This is a genomic window from Sphingopyxis sp. H053 (assembly GCF_001468225.1).
Classification (GTDB): Bacteria; Pseudomonadota; Alphaproteobacteria; order Sphingomonadales; family Sphingomonadaceae; genus Sphingopyxis.
The window spans coordinates 18,052-37,591 of the sequence record NZ_LNRU01000008.1 but is presented as its reverse complement, the minus strand read 5'-3'; the positions used below and the strand labels follow the sequence as shown (position 1 = coordinate 37,591).

13 protein-coding genes are annotated in these 19,540 nt (G+C 65.5%); 9 read left to right on the top strand and 4 right to left on the bottom strand.

Annotated elements, in window-relative coordinates:
• The first annotated feature begins 214 nt into the window (after positions 1–214).
• From ATE70_RS16595 to ATE70_RS16555, 9 genes are all read left to right on the top strand, one after another.
• Entirely contained in the window at positions 215–2,194 is a 1,980-nt protein-coding gene (locus ATE70_RS16595) for a serine hydrolase domain-containing protein (RefSeq protein WP_082639721.1), read from the top strand.
• Between the two features lie 171 nt (positions 2,195–2,365).
• A complete protein-coding gene (locus ATE70_RS16590) occupies positions 2,366–3,412 on the top strand; it encodes a DUF1611 domain-containing protein (RefSeq protein WP_231732747.1) in 1,047 nt (348 codons plus the stop codon).
• Positions 3,409–4,566 carry a YkvI family membrane protein gene (locus tag ATE70_RS16585; protein ID WP_058538966.1) on the top strand — a complete coding sequence of 386 codons (1,158 nt, stop codon included), beginning with the start codon at positions 3,409–3,411 and terminating at the stop codon, positions 4,564–4,566. Before ATE70_RS16590 ends, ATE70_RS16585 begins: the two co-directional genes overlap by 4 nt.
• Positions 4,563–5,642: an alpha/beta fold hydrolase gene (locus ATE70_RS16580; protein WP_058538965.1), complete on the top strand. Its 1,080-nt coding sequence runs from the start codon at positions 4,563–4,565 to the stop codon at positions 5,640–5,642. The genes ATE70_RS16585 and ATE70_RS16580 overlap by 4 nt, the downstream gene beginning before the upstream one ends.
• 44 nt (positions 5,643–5,686) lie before the next feature.
• Complete coding sequence (locus ATE70_RS16575; protein ID WP_058538964.1) at positions 5,687–7,312, top strand: N-acyl-D-amino-acid deacylase family protein; 1,626 nt, start codon at positions 5,687–5,689, stop codon at positions 7,310–7,312.
• 4 nt (positions 7,313–7,316) lie between these two features.
• The gene (locus ATE70_RS16570) at positions 7,317–8,756 is read left to right on the top strand and encodes a serine hydrolase domain-containing protein (RefSeq protein ID WP_058538963.1); all 1,440 of its coding nucleotides are present in this window, start codon (positions 7,317–7,319) and stop codon (positions 8,754–8,756) included.
• 21 nt (positions 8,757–8,777) lie between these two features.
• Positions 8,778–9,788 (top strand): dipeptide epimerase, encoded by a 1,011-nt coding sequence (locus ATE70_RS16565; RefSeq protein WP_058538962.1) that lies wholly within the window; start codon positions 8,778–8,780, stop codon positions 9,786–9,788.
• A gap of 28 nt (positions 9,789–9,816) precedes the next feature.
• Entirely contained in the window at positions 9,817–11,103 is a 1,287-nt protein-coding gene (locus ATE70_RS16560) for a metal-dependent hydrolase family protein (RefSeq protein WP_058538961.1), read from the top strand.
• Positions 11,100–13,091 carry a serine hydrolase domain-containing protein gene (locus tag ATE70_RS16555; protein WP_058538960.1) on the top strand — a complete coding sequence of 664 codons (1,992 nt, stop codon included), beginning with the start codon at positions 11,100–11,102 and terminating at the stop codon, positions 13,089–13,091. Before ATE70_RS16560 ends, ATE70_RS16555 begins: the two co-directional genes overlap by 4 nt.
• A 130-nt stretch (positions 13,092–13,221) precedes the next feature.
• Here the strand turns inward: ATE70_RS16555 and pyrE are convergent, their stop codons facing one another.
• The 4 genes from pyrE to ATE70_RS16535 form a co-directional block, all read right to left on the bottom strand.
• Positions 13,222–13,740: an orotate phosphoribosyltransferase gene (gene pyrE, locus ATE70_RS16550; RefSeq protein ID WP_058538959.1), complete on the bottom strand. Its 519-nt coding sequence runs from the start codon at positions 13,738–13,740 to the stop codon at positions 13,222–13,224.
• Positions 13,741–13,871: 131 nt separating this feature from the next.
• The gene (locus ATE70_RS16545; RefSeq protein WP_058538958.1) at positions 13,872–16,580 is read right to left on the bottom strand and encodes a TonB-dependent receptor plug domain-containing protein; all 2,709 of its coding nucleotides are present in this window, start codon (positions 16,578–16,580) and stop codon (positions 13,872–13,874) included.
• 384 nt (positions 16,581–16,964) lie between these two features.
• Positions 16,965–18,371 (bottom strand): efflux transporter outer membrane subunit, encoded by a 1,407-nt coding sequence (locus ATE70_RS16540; RefSeq protein ID WP_058538957.1) that lies wholly within the window; start codon positions 18,369–18,371, stop codon positions 16,965–16,967.
• On the bottom strand, positions 18,368–19,540 hold the full coding sequence (locus ATE70_RS16535) for an HlyD family secretion protein (protein ID WP_058538956.1): 1,173 nt from the start codon (positions 19,538–19,540) through the stop codon (positions 18,368–18,370). The genes ATE70_RS16540 and ATE70_RS16535 overlap by 4 nt, the downstream gene beginning before the upstream one ends.

The following is a 19,540-nucleotide window of genomic DNA, read 5'->3' as shown; positions in this document are numbered from 1 at the left end:
TTAGCACCGCGTCCTCCGGTAATCGGCCTTCGCGGCCGCTTCGGAGAAAATTCTTCCACCTTGAAATCACGCCCCCGCACTGCGGGCGCGGCGCCGCGTCCCCCATTGACAAATTTCCATTCAGGATGCCTATATCCAGAATTGAAAATATTTCAAAATGTGAAATTTCGGTGACGCGACCGTGGGGTCGGCCAAATCGGAAAGGGGAGGATGAATGCGGTTCATAGGTTCATGCGCAGCGCTGGCTGCGGCGGTGCTGGCCGGGTTGATGGCGCCACCGATGACCGGAGCCGCGGCGCAAACGGCAGCCAAGCCGGTCGCGGAGACGCGCGGCGGCGGTGGCCTGCTCCCCGCTCCCGATATGGTGAAGAGCGACGTCGACGCGTGGCTCGACGGCTATATGCCCTATGCGCTCAAGCGCGGCGATGCGGCGGGTGCGGTCGTGGTGGTGGTCAAGGACGGCAAGGTCCTGACGCAGCGCGGCTTCGGATATGCCGATGTCGGAACGCGCCGGCCGGTCGATCCCGAAACCACGCTTTTCAAGCAGGCGTCGGTGTCGAAACTGATCACCTGGACCGCGGTGATGCAGCTCGTCGAGCAGGGTAAGATCGACCTCGACCGCGACATCAACGCTTATCTCGATTTCAAGATTCCGGCCTTCGGCGGCAAGCCGGTCACGATGCGCAACCTCATGACGCACACCGGCGGCTTCGACGAAGTGCAGCGCGGGCTCAACAGCTATGACCCGAAGAAAATCCCGTCGCTCGGCGACGCGCTGAAACGGCAGGTGCCGCACCGCATTTACGCGCCCGGAACAACGCCGGCCTATTCGAATTATGGCACCTCGCTCGCGGGCTACATTGTCGAACGCGTGTCGGGGCTTTCCTACGATAATTATGTCGAGCGGCGCATCTTTGCGCCCGCGGGCATGACGCGATCGACCTTTCGTCAGCCGCTTCCCGCGGCGCTGCGGCCGCTGATGGCGAGTGGATATATGCTCGGGTCGGGCAAGCCGGGGCGGTTCGAGCTCAGCAGTCTCACGCCATCGGGCGCGATGACCGCATCGGGCGCCGACATGGGCCGCTTCATGATCGCGCACCTCGCCGATGGCGGCGCTCTCATGAAGCCCGCGACCGCGGCGCAGATGCAGGGCACGATCCTGCGCCTGATCCCGCCGCTTAACGGCATGGCGCTCGGCTTCTACGAACAGAATATCAACGGTCGCAAAGCGCTCTCGCACGCCGGCGACAGCCTCAATTTCCACAGCCAGCTCTGGATCTTCCCGGAGGAAAATGTCGGCATCTATATGTCGATGAACGCGGCGGGCACACAGAATGTGTCGGGGCCGATCCGCAGCTATTTGTTCGAAGCCTTCGCCGACCGCTACTTTCCGTTCGAACAGCGCGACGGCCGCGTCGATGCGGCGACCGCGCGCGAGCATGCGCGGATGATGGTCGGCACGTACAACAAGACGCGGCGGCTCGAATCGAGCTTCCTCAAGGCGATGGAACTGGTCGGGCAGACGAAGGTCTCGCTCGATGGCGACGGCGGCATCCGGCTGAACGCCGTGCCGGACATCGGCGGACAGCCGCGCAAATGGGTGGAAATCGCGCCGTTCGTGTGGCGCGAGCAGGGGGGCAAGCTACGCCTCGCCGCCAAGGTGGAGAATGGCCGCGTCGTGCGTTTCAGCGTCGATTCGGCGTCGCCCTATATCGCGTTCGATCGCGTGCCCTGGCATCTGTCGAGCGCGTGGCTCACACCCGCGATGCTCGCCAGCCTCGGCGCACTCCTGCTGACCGCGATCGCCTGGCCCGCCGCGGCGCTGGCGCGTCGCCGCTATGGCGTGAAGGCCGACCTCGCGCCCGGCGCGCTCAAAAGCTACCGGCTGACGCGCGGCTTTGCGGCGCTGGCGGTCGCGGTGATGGTCGGGTGGCTATGGTTCGCGACCAGCCTGCTCGCCGATTTCTCGTCGCTCAGCGGCGAACTCGACTGGGCGCTCGTGACGCTCCAGATCGCAACGCCCGTCATTTTCCTCGGCCTGCTCGCGAGCGCGATCTGGAATATCCGGCATGTCTGGACGTCCAAACGCGGCCGGTTCGCGAAATTCTGGAGCCTCGTGCTGCTGCTCAGTGCGGTCGTTCTCCTGTGGATCGGCGTCGGTTTCCACCTGATCGGCTTTGGCACCCGCTTCTGATCGGGGTTCGGCGGGCCGCACGCCGGCCCGCCAACAAAAGAAACTTCTCTAATCGTATTGCAATTATCAAAATTTGAAAATAATGTCTCAAACAGGTCAACAGGAGCAGATGCAGGATCGGCGCCGCGACGGCGCCGGATTCTGCCTCGCTTCGGATTTTTGGTGAAAGACGTGAACATTCAAACTTCCCTCGATATCGCCGCCGGCGCATTGCAATTGCCCCAGCCTTATCTGCTGTTCCTCGGGGACACGACGGTGCGCGGCTATGCGAAGACCGCTTTCGGTCTTCGCGACTGGGCGCCCGAGAAATGCGTGGGCGAATATGCCCTGCCGGGCGCGACGGTCAGTGCGGGGCTGGAGCAGCTTGCACCCGCAGAGGCGCAGGCGCGCGGTGCGCGTTCGCTGCTCATCGGCGTCGCGAACAGCGGCGGCGTGATTCCCGAAAGCTGGATGCCCGCGCTCTTCGAGGCGCTCGATGCGGGGCTCGATATCGTCAGCGGCATGCACATGCGGCTGGCCGACATGCCCGAACTCGCCGCGCGCGCGCAGCGTCTCGGTCGCCAGCTGATCGACGTGCGCCATCCGCCCAAGGGTCTGCCCGTCGGCACGGGGCGCAAGCGGAGCGGCAAGCGCCTGCTCACCGTCGGAACCGACTGCGCGCTGGGCAAGAAATATACGGCGCTGGCCCTCGCTCGCGCCTTTGCCGAGCGCGGCGTCGACGCCGATTTCCGCGCGACGGGGCAGACCGGCATCATGATCGCGGGCGGCGGCGTTCCGATGGACGCGGTGGTCTCGGATTTCGAGGCGGGTGCGGCGGAGACGGTGAGTCCCGACGCGGCGGATGATCATTGGGATGTCGTTGAAGGGCAGGGGTCGCTGTTTCACCCCGCCTATGCCGCGGTCTCGCTCGGCCTGCTGCATGGAAGCCAGCCCGACGTGATCGTCGTGTGTCACGAGCCCGGCCGCGAAGAGATTTTGGGCTCCCCCGGCTACCGCTTGCCGAGCATCGAGGAAACGATCGATCTCAATCTGCGGCTTGGCGCGCGGACCAATCCGGCGATCCGCTGCGCGGGCCTGTCGTACAACACGTCGCATCTGGGCGAGGAAGAGGCGATCGCGCTGATGGCGGCCGAAAGCGAGCGGCTCGGTCTCCCCGTTGCCGACCCGATCCGCGGCGGCGAAGCCTTCGCGCGTCTGGTGGATAGCTGCCTCGCATGAGCGCAGCGGCCACCCCGGCAGCCGCGGCTGGATCCTCGTGGTTCCAGCGTTTCCTGCTGCCGGGTTTCGCCTTCAAGGCCGTGGTGATCGGCGGCGGTTATGCCACCGGGCGCGAGCTCGCGGAATTTTTCCTGCCGAGCGGACCGTGGGGCGGGTTGGCTGCAATGCTGCTGGCGATGGTGCTCTGGAGCATCATCTGCGCAACCACCTTCGCGTTCGCGCGGGCGATCGGCGCGTTCGATTATCGCAGCTTTTTTGAAGGTCTACTCGGCCGGGCGTGGATCCTGTTCGAGATCGGCTACGTCCTCCTCGTGACGCTGGTCCTCGCGGTCTTCGGTGCCGCGGCGGGCGAGATTGGCGCGTCGATCTTCGGCTGGCCGCCGCTCGCCGGAACCGCGTTCCTCGCGGCGTCGATCGCGCTGTTCGTGACCTTCGGAAACGCGTCGGTCGAGGGGCTGTTCAAATATGTCTCTTTCCTGCTTTACGGCGTCTACGCGCTGTTCATGGTCTTTGCGCTGAGCAGTTTCGGTGACGAGATTGCGGCACGTTTCGCCATTCCCGCGCCGTCTGACGGCTGGATTCTCGGCGGACTGACTTACACGGGGTACAACGTCATCGGCGCGGTGGTGATCCTGCCGGTGATCCGCCACCTGACCAGCCAGCGCGACGCGGTGACCGCCGGCCTGATCGCCGGCCCGCTCGCGATGGCGCCCGCGATCCTCTTCTTTGTTGCGATGATCGCTTTCTATCCGGGCATCATGGGCGAGACCTTGCCGTCCGATTTCATGCTGCGGCAGCTCGACATGCCGCTGTTCCACTTGCTGTTCCAGTTCATGATCTTTGCGGCGCTGCTCGAAAGCGGGGCGGGGTCGGTGCACGCGATCAACGAGCGGGTCGATGCGGCGCGCCGGTCGCGCGGTCATGCGCCGCTCGGTAAGCGGGCGCGCGCCGGCATCGCAGGCGCGCTGCTCGTCGGCTGCATGTTCCTTGCCGACCGTTTCGGGCTCGTGACGCTGATCGCCAGCGGCTACCGTTTTCTGTCGTGGGTGTTCCTCGCCGTCTATGTCGCGCCGCTGCTGACGGTCGGCCTGTACCGGCTGGTTCGCAGCCGGAAACAAGAGCTTCAACCCGCCGTTCAGGGGAATGTGACGTGACAAAAGCAACTGGCTGGGCGCGGTTCCGGCGCTGGACGAAGCGCATCTTGCTGGGCCTGCTCATACTGTTGGTCCTGCTCGTCGTCGTGGGTTCGATCTATGAAGCGCTGGGACGCAAGAACGCGGCCGCGAACTATCCGCCCCCTGGCAAGATCGTCGATATCGGCGGACGCAAGATGCACATCGATTGCCGCGGCACCGGATCGCCGACGGTCATTCTGGAATCGGGGCTCGGTACGGGCGGGTCGACCGACTGGACGCTGGTCCATGACGAGATTTCCGGGTTTACCCGCACCTGCGCCTATGACCGCGCGGGCATCATGTGGAGCGACGCCAAGGATACGCCGCAGGACGCCGCGGCTGTGACCGAGGACCTGCAAAAGCTCCTGAAGGGCGCGGGAATATCTGACCCGCTTGTGCTCGTCGGCCACTCAATCGGCGGTCCCTACACACGGGCCTATGTCGGCAAATATGGCGAACAGGTTGCCGGGCTGGTGATGGTCGATCCGTCGCACCCCGACCAGATCGCGCGGCTCGGGAAAGTCGTAAGCATCGACGTTCACCCGAAACGCGCGTCGACGCTGATCCACACGGCCAAGGCGCTGGCGTGGACCGGCATCGTCCGCTTCGTCATCTCGCTTGGCGACAAGCCGCAGCTTCGCACGCCGGCCGAAACCAAGAGGCTCGGCGACGCGCTGGTCAAAGCGGCCGCCTATGCCAGCACGTCGATACGGGGGTCGGCATCCGAACTCGACGGCTTCGATCGCACGATGGATCAGGCGCGCGCGGTTCACAGCTTCGGAAACCGGCCGCTGATCGTGCTGACGGCGATGGCGCCGATGAAGCCCGAGCAGCTGAAAGGGCTCGGCCTGAAGGCCGAAGAGGGCGACCGCTTCAAGCAGGAATGGAAGAGGCTCCACACCGAGCAGGCGGCCTTTTCGACGCGCGGCCGCCAGCAGATCGTGCCCGACGCGACCCACTATATCCAGGTCGACCGCCCCGAAGTCGTGATCGCCGCGGTCCGCGAGGTCGTGGACGAAGTGCGCGCCGATGCGCAGGCGACCGCAAAGAAATGAAAGCAAAACCGTCAGTCCCCCGGCTGGCGACAGGGAGATGAATGATGAAGCGTAAGATCCTCTTGGGTGCCATGTCGATGCTGCCGCTGCTGCTCGCCGCGAACACCCCGGCGCCCGAATATGACATCGTGATCCGCGGCGGCCGCGTGCTCGACGGCGCGGGCAGCCCGTGGGTCAGCGCCGATGTTGCGGTCAAGGACGGCCGCGTCGTGCGCATCGGCCGCGTTGCGGGGCGCGGCACCAAGGAAATCGACGCGAAGGGCCGCTACGTCTCGCCGGGCTTCATCGACATGATGGACCAGTCGGGGCGCGTGCTCGTCAAGAATGGCGCCGCCGAGAACAAGCTGCTGATGGGCGTGACCACCGTCATCGCCGGCGAAGGCGGCCCGCCTGCCGAGGCCGCCGAGATTCCGGCGCATTTCAAGACGCTCGAACAACAGGGCATTTCGGTCAACTATGGCACCTATTATTCGGCGACGCAGGCGCGCGTGAAGGTGATGGGTGACGGTGCCGGGCAGCCGACGCCGGCGCAGCTCGAGGCGATGGGCCGCGAGGTCAAGATCGCGATGGACAATGGCGCATTCGGCATCACCAGCGCGCTGATCTATCCGCCGAGCAGCTTCCAGACCACGTCGGATCTCGTCACCTTGGCGAAGGTCGCGGCGCAGTGCGACGGTTTCTACGCCACGCACATGCGCGACGAGAGCGAAGGGCTGGTCAAGGCGATCGAGGAAGCGATCGAGATCGGCGAAAAGGGCGGCGTGAAGGTCGAGATCTTCCACCTGAAGGCCGCCTACGCCCCCGGCTGGGGCAAGCTGATGCCGCAGGCGGTGGCGACGATCAACGCCGCGCGCGCGCGCGGCGTCGATGTCGCGGCGGACCTCTATCCCTATACCGCGGGCGGTACGGGGCTCGAGATCATCGCGCCGAGCTGGGTGTGGGCCGACGGGGTCCAGAAGGGGATCGAGCGGCTCCGCGATCCCAAGGTGCGCGAACGGATGAAGAAGGAAGTCGCCGCGGGATCGATGCCCGGCTGGTCGAACCTCGTCCACGCGTCGGGCGGCTTCGCCAATGTGCGGCTCGCCAACGGCTTCAGCGACAAATACCGGCCCTACCACGGCAAGAGCCTCGCCGAGATCGGCAAGGCTCTCAATCGCGACCCGGCCGACGTGGCGTGGGACATATTGCTCGAAGGCCTGCCGAACCGCTCTGTCGCGCTCTATTTCATGATGAGCGAGCAAGACATCGAGACCGCGATCAAGCAGCCGTGGGTCAGCATCGGCAGCGACGCCGCGGCGTCCGAAAAGGCGGGCGAGATGGACGCGCTCGGCCTGCCGCACCCGCGTGCTTACGGCACCTTCCCGCGCATCATCGCCGAATATGTGAAGCGCCGTCCGGTGTTGTCGCTCGAGGATGCGGTGCGCAAGATGACCGGCTGGCCGGCACAGCGCATGGGCCTCACCGACCGCGGGCTGATCCGCGACGGGATGCGCGCCGATATCGTGGTGTTCGATCTCGACAAGCTCGACGATGTCGCGAGCTGGGAAAAGCCCACCGCGTCGCCGACGGGGATCGAGACGGTGATCGTCAACGGCGTCGTCACGATCGCGAACGGCAAGCACACCGGCGCCAAGGCCGGCGCGGTGCTGCGGCATAGCTGCGGCGTCTGAGGATATGGCGCGGAAAGTTTCGAGCCTTTGCTTCACCGGTCTTGCGCTCGCCGTTTCGGCTCCGGTCTTTGCCGCGGCTCCGGCAATTTCGAAGCCGGAAGACCTCGGCACTGCGGTGTCGGCGCAGATTGCGTGCGCCAGCATCTTCGTGGCGGAGCGCGCCGAGGCTGATGTCCTGCGCGACGACATCCACGCGTTCGCGCCGTTCATGACGGCGGTGACGCTGGCGGTCGACCGCAAGGCGCGGACCGTCACCGCATCGGCGCCCGGCGCCGCCACGCGCACCGCGCTGTACCGCCCGGTCGCCGGATGCACGCTGCTGACGGGCAATGTCTCGAACGCTGTGCTTGACGCACAGGCGGCGAAGCTCAAGCCGACACGAGGGAATGCCGCGAAGCCTTGGCCGATCGGCGACGCCCCGGTGCCCAAGCTTGCGGCGGCCGCCGAAGCCAGGCTCGACCGCGCCGCACTCGACAAAGCAGTGAGCGCCGCCTTCGACGAACAGAATAAGGGCGGTTATCCCGACACGCGCGCGATCGTCGTCGTGCAGGGCGGGGCGATCGTTGCCGAACGCTATGCGCCGGGGTTCGATCGGAACACTGAACTGCTCGGCTGGTCGGCGTCGAAGAGCATCATGGGAACGCTGGTGGGCCTGCTGGTCGATGATGGCACCCTCAAACTCGACGAACCCGCGCCCGTCCCCGAATGGCAAGGCGCGGGCGATCCGCGCGCGAAAATCACGCTGCGCCAGCTGCTCACCATGTCGAGCGGGCTGACCTTCAGCGAAAGCTATGTTCCCGGCAATGACTCGATCAAGATGCTGTTTGAGGCGGGCGACATGGGCGCGATGGCGGCGGCAAAGCCGCTGAAGGATGCGCCCGGCACGACCTGGAGCTATTCGTCGGGCACCACCAACATATTGTCGCGCATCGTATTCCGCGCGACCGGCGGCACGCTCGAAGGCATGACGCGCTTTGCGCAAAAGCGGTTGTTTGAACCCACTGGCATGACGAGCGCGCTGATCGAACCCGACGAAGCGGGGGTGCAGGTCGGCAGCTCCTACGCCTACGCCACCGCACGCGACTGGGCGCGCTATGGGCTCCTCCATCTCAACAAGGGCAGGGCCGGGGGCAAGCAACTGCTCTCGAAGGAATGGCTCGATTTTGCGGTCACGCCGACCAAGGCCGCGCCGCGTCCCGTCTATGGCGCGCAGCTCTGGCTGAACCATGCCGAAACCGACGGCGAGCGCCGGAAGCTCTACGCCGACCTGCCCGAAGATACCGTGATGGCGCGCGGGCATAGCTTCCAGATCGTCGCCGCGATCCCGTCGCAGGACGCGGTGATCGTCCGCCTCGGCTGGACGCCCGAGGGGCATGCATTCGACTGGAACAAATATCTCTCGCAGATCGCGGCGGCGCTCGCGCCCGCCGCCCCTGCGCCCTGAACCGACCGAAGGACAATTTCGATGACGACGCTTACCCCTCTCTCGCTCGACCTCGCGATTGAATCGCTCCCGCTGGCCAAGCCGTTCCGCATCTCGGGGCATGTCTTCACCGACACCCCCGTGGTCCTCGTAACGCTTTCGGACGGCGAGCACAGCGGGCGCGGCGAAGCGTCGGGGGTCTATTATCTCGGCGACGATGTGCCCGCGATGGCGGCCGCCATCGAAGGCGTGCGCGGCGCAATCGAGGCCGGGGTGACGCGCGACCAGTTGCAGACGCTGCTCCCCGCGGGCGGCGCGCGCAACGCGCTCGATTGTGCGCTGTGGGAGCTTGAAGCCCGGCGCAGCGGAGTCTCGGTATGGGAACTCGCCGGTCTCGGTGAACCGCGCCCGCTCCGCACCACCTTCACGCTCGGCGCCGACGATCCCGACGTGATGGCCGAGGGCGCACGTTATTACGCGCAAGCGCGCGCGCTCAAGCTCAAGCTCACCGGCGACCTTCAGGTCGATATCGCGCGGGTGCAGGCGGTGCGCGCGGCGCGGCCCGAATGCTGGATCGGCGTCGATGCCAATCAGGGCTTTGCGATCGGCGATCTCGACGCGCTCGTCGCGGCGCTGGTCGCCGCCGACGTCAAATTGCTAGAACAGCCGCTGGCGCGCGGCCGCGAAGCCGACCTCGACGGCTACCAGTGTCCGATCCCCATTGCCGCCGACGAAAGCGCGCTGACACTGGCCGATGTCGAGGGGCTGGTCGGCCGCTTCGACGTCGTGAACATCAAGCTCGATAAATGCGGCGGGCTGACCGAGGGCCTCGCCATTGCACGGCGCGCCCGCGAACTCGGGCTCGGCGTGATGGTTGGCAATATGGTCGGCTCCAGCCTCGCGATGGCGCCGGCGTTCATCGTCGGGCAGCTCTGCGACATCGTCGACCTCGACGGCCCGATCTTCCTCGCGGACGATCGCAAGCCGTCAATCGAATATACCGACGGCGATGCATGGTGCGGCGAGGCGATCTGGGGCCGCGAAGTCAGCTGAGAGCGATAACGGGACAGGGAGAGACAGGGTGAAAAAAGCAATATTCGCAGGCTTGGCGCTGGTCGCGCTGATCCAGCCCGCCGCCGCACAAGAACCGGCGACGACATACATCCACGCCGGCCGCCTGCTCGCCGATCCCGCGAGCGGCCGTGTCGAAACGAACAAGACGATTGTCGTCACCGCCGGAAAGATCGCCGAAATCCGCGACGGTTTCGCCGGCGAGGGCAATGTCGTCGACCTTCGCGACCAGTTCGTCATGCCGGGCTTTATCGACAGCCATGTCCACCTGACCTTTGAATCGAGCCCGACGAGCCGCCTCGACGCGGTGACCAAGTCGACGGTCGATCAGGCATTCGACGGCGTCGTCTTCGCCAAGCGCACCGTGCGCGCCGGCTTCACGACGGTGGTCGACCTCGGTTCCGATCCGCAGGCGATCAACGCGCTGCGCGACGCGACCGCGACGGGCAAGGTCGTCGGGCCGCGGATCATCGCCGCGGGCGGCGTCGCGGCGCACGGCGGGCATGGCGACATCCACGGCTATCGCCAGGAGATCATCGACCTGTTCCGCGCGCCGACGCTCTGTTCGGGCGCCGACGACTGCGCACGCGCGGTACGCTTGGCGGTGCAACAGGGCGCCGATGTCATCAAGACCGCCTCGACCGGTGGCGTGATGTCGAACACCGCGGCGGGGCTCGGCCAGCAGATGAGCGACGCCGAACTCGTCGCGATCGTCGACACCGCGCACCGCCTCGGGCGCAAGGTGGCGGCGCATGCGCACGGCACCGACGGGGTCAATGCCGCGCTGCGCGCCGGCGTCGATTCGGTCGAGCATGGGACTTATCTGGACGCGGAATCGATCCGGCTGTTCAAGGCAAAGGGAAGCTATCTGGTTCCCACCCTGCTCGCCGGCGACACCGTCGCGCGGCAAGCCGAAACCGCCGATTGGATGCCAGCAGCAGTTCGCGCCAAGGCGCGCACCGTCGGCCCGCTGATGGTCGACGCGCTGCGCCGCGCGCATCAGGGCGGCGTTCGCATCGCGTTCGGGACCGACAGCGCCGTGTCGAAGCATGGCGAGAACGCCCGCGAATTTGCACTGATGGTGAAGGCGGGGCTGACCCCGCTGGAGACGATCAAATCTGCAACGGTATGGGCGGCAACGCATGCCGGGCTCGAAACCGAAATCGGCACGCTCGCCGCGGGCAAGTCGGCTGATATTGTCGCGGTGAAGGGCGATCCGCTAACCGATGTGCGCAGCCTCGAAACGATGGGCTTCGTCATGGCGCGCGGCGTCGTCGTGCGGGCGGCAGGGGAATGAAGATGCGCTCGATCAAGCTGTTTGCGCTGCTGCCGCTCGCCATGATGCTCGGCACCGCGGCGACGAAGCCCGCAACGCCGCTGGCACCGGCGCTCGCGCCCAAACCGGCGGCCGAGGCACAAAAGACGGCGACGCCGGTCACGACCCCGCTCGCGCCATCGGCAACGCTGACCAAGCAGGACGTCGACAGCTGGCTCGACGGCTTCGTGCCCTTTGCGCTCAAGCGCGGCGACCTTGCGGGCGCGGTGATCGTCGTCGTCAAGGACGGGCAGGTGCTTACGCAGCGTGGGTTCGGCTATGCCGACGCCGCCAAGCGCACCCCGGTCGATCCCGCCCGCACCCTGTTCCGCCCCGGTTCGGTGTCGAAGTTGTTTACCTGGACCGCGGTGATGCAGCAGGTCGAGGCGGGCAAGATCGACCTCGACAAGGACGTCAACACCTACCTCGATTTCAAGATCCCGCTGAAGGACGGCAAGCCCGCGACGATGCGCCAGCTGATGACGCACACCGCGGGCTTCGAGGAACATGGCAAGCTGACCATGTTCGAGGACAAGAAGTTCCAGATCCCGCTCGGCGATCTTGTAAAGGGCGGCATTCCGAACCGCATCTATGCGCCCGGAACCACGCCCTCCTATTCGAATTATGGCACCGCGCTCGCGGGCTATATCGTCGAGCGCGTGACGAAAATGTCGTTCGACGACTATGTCGAGCAGCGGATTTTCCAACCGCTCGGCATGGCGCAGTCGACTTTCCGCCAGCCGCTGCCCAAGGCGTTCGCGCCGTGGATGGCGACGGGATATCGCCAGCTTTCGGCGGGGCCGTCGAAGTTCGAGATCGTCGGTCCGTCGCCCGCGGGCGGCCTCTCCTCGACCGGCGCCGACATGGCGAAATTCATGATCGCGCATCTGAACCAGGGCGCGGGGCTGATGAAGCCCGAAACCGCGCGGATGATGCACGACACGCCGCTCACGATCCTGCCGCCGCTCAATCGCATGGAACTCGGCTTCTTCGAAACCAACATCAACGGCCGCCAAGTGATCGCGCACCTCGGCGATACGCAGCTGTTCCACACCGCGCTCCACCTCTTCACCAACGAGAATGTCGGCCTCTATATGTCGTTCAACGCGACGGGCGAGCAGGCGTCGGTCGGTCCGGTGCGCCGTGCGCTGTTCGAGGATTTCGCCGATCGCTATCTTCCGGGCAACGAAATGCCTGCGACGCGCGTCGATGCGAAAACCTCGGCCGAACATGCCAGGATGCTCGCGGGCAACTGGCTCAACAGCCGCCGCGCCGAAACGAATTTCTACGCGATCGCCTCGCTCTTCGGACAGGTGAAGATTAGCGTCGGTCCCAAGGGCGAACTCATCGTCCCCGCGGCGCGCGACCTTAACGGAAAGCCAGCGAAATGGGTCGAGACAGCGCCCTTCGTCTGGCACAATGCCGACGGCCACGGCCGGCTCGCCGCGCAGGTGGTGGGCGGCAAGGTCGTGCGCTGGAGCATCGACGGCATCTCGCCCTTCATGGTGTTCGACCGGGCGCCAGCATCGAAATCGGCGGCGTGGATCATGCCCGCGATGTATCTCAGCCTCGGCGTCCTGCTGATCACCTTGCTCCAGTGGCCGATCGCTGCGCTGATCCGCCGCCATTACAAGGCGCCGCTTACGCTCGATCGCCGGTCGCTGCGAGTCTATCGCGGCGTTCGCGTCGGCGCGGGGCTGGTGCTCGCGCTGGTCGCGGCATGGGTGATCAGCATGTCGAAGCTGAAGGCCTTGCCCTCTTATGATCCGTGGCTGTGGTTTCTCCAGATAGCCGGACTGATCGTGCTGGTCGGCGGCGCCCTGCTCGCGGCATGGAATCTCCGCATCGTCCGTAAGGAAAAGCGCGGCCGGTTCCGCACCCTCTGGGCGCTGCTCCTGCTCTTCGCGACGATCATGCCGCTGTATGTCGCATGGACCTTTGGCCTGATCGCGATGACGGTGAATTACTGACGCTCTCCCTGAAGACGGAGGGGCCCTGCGGGGTCTCTCCGTCGGCGCCTCGCGCTGCCACCTCCCCATCCCATATCGGCCATCCGCGACGTTGCGCTCTCGAACGGCAGAAACGATCGATTGCTGTCGTTCAGGAGAGCAGGTCGTCCTTGGTCATAGCGGCAAACACCGGTAACTCTGGCAGGGCCGCGATCTGCGGCAACCCATTTCCGCGCCATATTGCGCACACGACGCCAATGACTTCCGCGCCAGCATCTTCGACAAGCCGTGCAGCGTCTGCCACGGCACCTCCCGTCGTTATGACATCTTCGATGAGAACGACGCGTTTGCCTTCGACACCGCCCCCTTCGACAGCCAAACAAGTGCCATATTCCTTGGCCTCCTTCCTCACGAAGGCCGCGGGCAAATCTGTCGCCAGGGAGATTGCCGTAGCGATCGGTATGCCCCCAAGCTCTAACCCCGCAAGAACCTCGGTGTCCTTGGGCAGTAATGGGATCATCTCTGCCGCAACTCGCCGCAGCAGGGCCGGATCAGCTTCAAAACGATATTTGTCGAAATATGTTTCGGAAATTTGACCGGAGCGAAGACGGAACTCGCCTTTCAACGAAGCGATGGCTTTGACGGCGGCCGCCAGTGTCGGATCAATCATGCATCCTCATGTCACAAACTGATGGCAGCTTTCCACCCAAAGCGGAGGTCTACCATTCCTTCGGTCAAGCGGCAAAAAAAGGGCGGCGGTATCGTCGATACCGCCGCCCCGGGACTAGCTGTTGAGAAGGGTTAGAAGCTCAGCTTCACGCCCCCCGAAATATAGCGGCCGATCACGTCGAAATTGGGACTGGTGTACGGCGTGATCGGCGGATCGCGGTCGAACAGGTTGTTGACGTTGCCGAACAGCGTGAACGGTCCCGCTTTGAACTGGGCGCCCACATCGATGTAGGTGCGGCTGCCCACCTTGTTGTTCACGATAGGCACGGCGACCCCGTTCACGACCGTCAGGGGGCGGTCGAGGCCGCCGTCGACGTAGCGGATGCGAAGATTGGCGCCGAAGCTGTCGTTGTCGAAGGCGATCGTGCCCGTGCCGCGCCATTTGGGGGTCGAAAAGGCGGTGTCGCCGCCGACGTAACCCGACACGTCCGCGCCGTTGATCTTCAGGTTGAAGACATGGTTGGCCAGCGCGCGGAACGACAGGTTCCCGTCGCCCAGCGGCATGCGGTACGACGCCTCGATGTCGAGACCCTGCGTGCGGTAATTGGCGAGGTTGCGATACCCGTTCGTGATCGATCCGATGGTGCCGTTGGCTTCGCGGACGATGATGCCATTGCAGGTCGGATCGGTCGGAGCGGTGGCGAAGCACTGCTTGAGCAGATCGTTCGCGGTGACCGTCGTGATCACATTGTCGATGTCGATATCGTAATAATCGACCGACAGGCGGAGGCCGGACGCAAAGGACGGGGAGTAGGATCCGCCGAGCGTCAGCGTATGCGAAATTTCGGGCGTCAGATTGGCGTTACCGCCCCCATAGACGACCACATTGTTCTGCACCGTGCCGTTCTGACCCTGGAACGGATCAAAGACGGTGCCGATGTTGGTCGAACGGTTGAGGAAATATTCGGTGATGCTGGGCGAGCGGATGTCGCGCGAATAGACGGCGCGGAGCAGCAGGTCATTGACGACACGCAGGGTGCCACCGGTCTTCCACGACCAGATCCCGCCGCTGGTGCTATAGTCGGAATAGCGCGCGGCGCCGTTGACTTCGAGCTTCAGCGTGTCGGTGATGTCGAGCAGCGGCACGTTCACTTCGGCGAAGGCTTCCTTGACGTTGAAGCTGCCGTTGGTCGCCGACGAATTCAGCGTACCGAGCGCATTGGCGAGCGACAGCGGGTCGACAAAGTTGGTGACCTGCTTTTCCCAGCGGACGTCGGTGCCGAACGCGATGTCGACGGGGCCGGCCCAGGTCGAGAAGGGCTGACCCGAAACGCTGGCGCCCGCCGCGTCGAGCTTGATCGTATAGATCAGCTGCGAACCGCCGAACGCCCACGCCGCCGCCGCGTCCGAAATGCTGCCGTTGCCGAACAGGTTGATCGGCACGCAATTGGGGTCGTTGTTGGTCGTCGAGGCGTCGGCGTTGATGCGGCACGTCGGGGTGCCGTTCACCAGGACCGAATCGACGCCATTGTTGAAGCGCGACTTGATCCGCTGGTTGTTGAGCTGCTGATTGAGCCGGATTTCGCCATGATTATAATAGGCGTCATATTTCCAGCCGTCGCCGAAGCTCCCGTCGAGCCCGATCGCCCCTTCGAGATTGCGGCGGCTGTATTTGAACTTCATCACCCCGTCGGCGCCGACATCGTCCATGACGCGGCCGAGGAGGAACGGACCCGCGACGCCGGCGGCGGCGAGCTGGTTGCGGTTCGCCTGCGTCAGAAAGGCGTTGTCGGGCATGATGACCACGGCGGGCGTTTCGGGGAAGAAGCTATAGTCCGCCGACATGCGGTGATAGCTGAAATTGGCCCAGACCTTCAGCGAGTCGGTGAGGTCATAGCTGGCGCGGGCGAAGAGGTTGACGCGCTCATAGGGCGTGCTGACCGCGACATAGTCGAAGATGTTCTGGCCGCCGCCGCCGATCGTCGTGACGCCGTTCGTCACGCTGCCGAGCGGGAAGGCGCCGATATTGCCGTCGGGATTGAACACCAGATTGCGGGGCGCGCCGGTGAGGCCGAGGATCGAGCCGCCGTTGTAAAGCTGGGTCGAATTGGGATCGCGCACGAGTTCGAGCTTGTTGTCGGCGCGCTGGAACAGCCCGGCTTCCAGATTGGGGCGGTCGTCGCGGCTGAGCGCGCCGCGTTCGTTCATATATTCGCCCGCGACCATGAAATGGCCGCGCCCGCCCGCGAAATCGGTGCCCCACGCAATGTCGGCGCCATAACGCGCCGCGTCGCCGCGCGACGAGATGCCGCTCTGGACGCCCATGCGCCAGCCGGTGAAATCATCGTCGAGGATGATGTTGACGACGCCCGCGACCGCGCCTGAGCCCCAGGCCGCCGATGCGCCGCCGGTGACGACGTCGATCCGCTTGACCAGGCTTTGCGGCACGATGTTGAGATCGTTGGCGCCGGCAAAGCGGTGCCCGTTGAGCAGGGTGAGGGTGCGGACCGACCCGAGGCCGCGCATGTCGGCGGTCGAGACGCCGCTGCTCGTGTTGCCGGGCGTCGTCGACGGCGTCGAAGTTGCGCGGAACTGGGGGGTGTCGTTCAGCACCTGCGCGATGCTCGGGCGGTTGCCCAGCGCCAGCTCAGCCTCGCCGATCACCGTCGTCGGGGTCGGTGCATCGAAGCCTTCGCGTTGAATGCGCGATCCGCTGACCACGATTTCCTCGTTTGAAACCACGTCGGTCGCGGTGTCGGCGGACTGCGCATAGGCCGGGTTCAGGCTGACCAGCATCGACAGGGCGGTGCCCGCATACAAGCCGGATTGAACGAACTTCATAATTATCCCCTTCGCCTGTGGACGGCAATTTCGCTGTCCGGTGCTCGCTTATGTTTTTTACCGCGAGGCTCCTGCGATCCTCGGGTTTGCGATTTTCTATAAAGTCGGATTTTTTTGAAAAATCAACCCCAATCAAGACATAATTTTCAATAATAGAAAATATGTCATGGAAAAGTCGAACGACTTGGGTCGATAGTCCTATGAATCAGCGCGTTTTTGCGCCAAAAGCCATGTTTCAAAAATCCGGATTCTTCAACCGGCATCTTTTCGGATCTTAATGATCCATTTCGCTGGCTGGCCCGTTCGGGCGAGCGGCGGGGCGCAGCAACACCGCGCGCGGCGCGCGCGCGTTAGCGGCCGTTTCGATTCAAACGAGACGAGGCGTCAAGGCGCCGGCGTGCAGGGCGATTCGGACGCCCTGCAGTTCGTCCAACCGCCACCCATCGCCTGAAACAGCTGGATGCGCGCGGCGAGCGCGTCGGCGCGGAGCTGGATCAGCGACAGTTCGGCACCGAGCAGGCCACGCTGGGCGTCGAGCTGTTCCAGATAGGGCGAATAGCCTTCGCGATAGCGATTGGTCGCGAGCCGCAGCCCCTCGGCCAGCGCATCGCGCTGCGACTGCGCGAACGCGATCTGAGCGTCGATCCGGCTGACCGCGGCGAGCGCATCCTCGACTTCGCGAAATGCGGTCAGCGCGGTGCGGCGATAGACGAACGCTGCCTGATCGCGCTGCGCGCCCGCGGCTTCGGTCTGCGCGGTCAGCCTGCCGCCCTGAAAGATCGGGGCAAGGATGCTGCCGCCGACCGACCAGATCGAAATCGGGTCGCCGATCAGCGTCGAAAAGGCCGCGCCCGCTGCCGAGGTCAGCCGGACCTGCGGCAGGAAGCGCTTGCGCGCCGCGGCGAGATTCTTGTCCGACGCCGCGAGTTGATATTCGGCCTGCGCGACGTCGGGACGGCGGCGCAGCAGTTCGGACGGCAGGCCGTCGGGAACCGCGGGCACCGCGAGCCGGTCGAGCGCCGAGCCGCGCTCGATCGCGCGGGGTGTGTCGCCGACCAGCAGGCTGAGGCCGTCCTCGGTTCGCGCGATGGCGAGCTCGATCTGCGGGACGATCTGCGCCGTCGCGTCATATTCGGCTTGCGCCTGCTGAAGCTCGAGCTTGGGCGAATAGCCCCGTCCGACGCGCGATTTCGCAATCCGCAGCGATTCCGACCGCGCGCGCACCGTCTCGCGCGCTACCTCCAGCCGCGCATCGAGGCTGCGCAGCGTGACATAGCTACTTGCCACCGCGGCGGCGATCGACAGCTGCACCGCATCGCGTGCCGCTTCGCTCGCGAACCAGCTATCGCGCGCCGCCGATTTCTGGTCGGCGAGGCGGCCGAACAGATCGACTTCATAAGCGACCTGGATCTGCGGCTGCGCGAAATTCTGTTCGGACGGCTGGCCGAACGGACTGACCGAGCGCGACCGCCCGCCGCTGATCGCCGCATCGATCGTCGGCAGCGTCTGTGCCCGCGCGAGCGCGAAATTGGCGCGCGCTTCGCGCACGCGCGCCGCCGCGACGCCGATGTCGCTATTATTGGCCAGCGCCTTGTCGACCAGCGCGGCGAGCGTCGGATCGCCGAACGAGCGCCACCAGTCGCGCGGCAACGGCGCGGCGGGATTGGCATCGGTTCGCCATGCCAGCGGCGGCGTGACGGGCGCCACGCCGGTCGTCGCGGCGTTCGGCCCGGCGCAAGCGGCGAGCGCCGCCGCCAGCCCGGCCATCACCGCGAGCCGCAGAGCCTTCATCGCTTCGATCCGCCGCGTGTGTCGATCCGGACCTCAACCGACATGCCGGGCCGCAGCCGCGCCGCCAGCGGTTGTTTCTCGTCGATCCTGATCCGCACCGCGATGCGCTGCGCGACCTTGACGAAATTGCCCGTGGCGTTGTCGGCCTTCAGCACGGCGAATTCGGACCCCGCCGCCGGCGACAGATTCTCGATCCGCCCGGTCAGTTCGGTGCCGCCCAGCGCATCGACGCTGAACCGCGCGCGCTGGCCGATCGCCATATAGCCGGTCTGCGCTTCCTTGAAGTTCGCTATCACCCAGACATGGTGCGGGACGACCGAGAGCAATTGCGTGCCCGCGGTGACATAAGCGCCGACGCGCACGCCGATTTCGGAGAGCTGGCCGTCGGCGGGCGCTCGAATGATCGTGTTGTCGAGATCGATCTGCGCGAGACGAAGCTGTGCTTTCGCCGATTCGACCGCGGCTTCGAGCCCGGCGCGCCCGACGACGACGGTGCGGACGTCCTGCGTCCCGATCGCGCGGCTGGCGCGCGCCTGTTGTAGCGCCGCCTGCGCCGCGAGCAGCGCCGCGCGCGTCTGGTCGAACTCGCGCGTCGAGATCGACCCGTCGGCGACGAGCGCGCGGGCGCGGCGCATGTCGGCGTCGGCTTTGGTCAATTGCGCCTGCGCGTTGGCGATCCCGGCATTCTGGCTGTCGGTAGCGACCTCGCGCGAGCGCTGCGCCTGCGCCGAATTGGCGAGCGCGGCCTGCTGCGCCGCGACATTGGCTTCGGCCTGCGCGACGCGCGCGCGATAGATGCGGTCGTCGATCGTCGCGAGGATCTGGCCCGCCTTGACCTCGGCGAAATCCTGCACGGGCACGCGCGTGACATAGCCGCTGACCTGCGGGCTGATGATCGTCACGCGCCCGCGTACATAGGCATTGTCGGTCTCTTCCGAGGCGCCGGCGAAAGGCGGCAGGTCCCAGGCGTAGAGGATGGCGAGGATCGCCAGCACCGCGGCGGCGATGATGACAATCACCGTCGTGCGCGTCTTGTCGGGCGGCCGCCAGGAGGATGGCGGCGCGTCGATCTGCGGATCGGAGGGAGGCGCGGCGTCCGCCGCTTCGGCAGGCTGCGTTACCGTTTCCGGTTCGGGTTTCGGCGTGTTCGCCTTGGGCTTGTCGCTCAT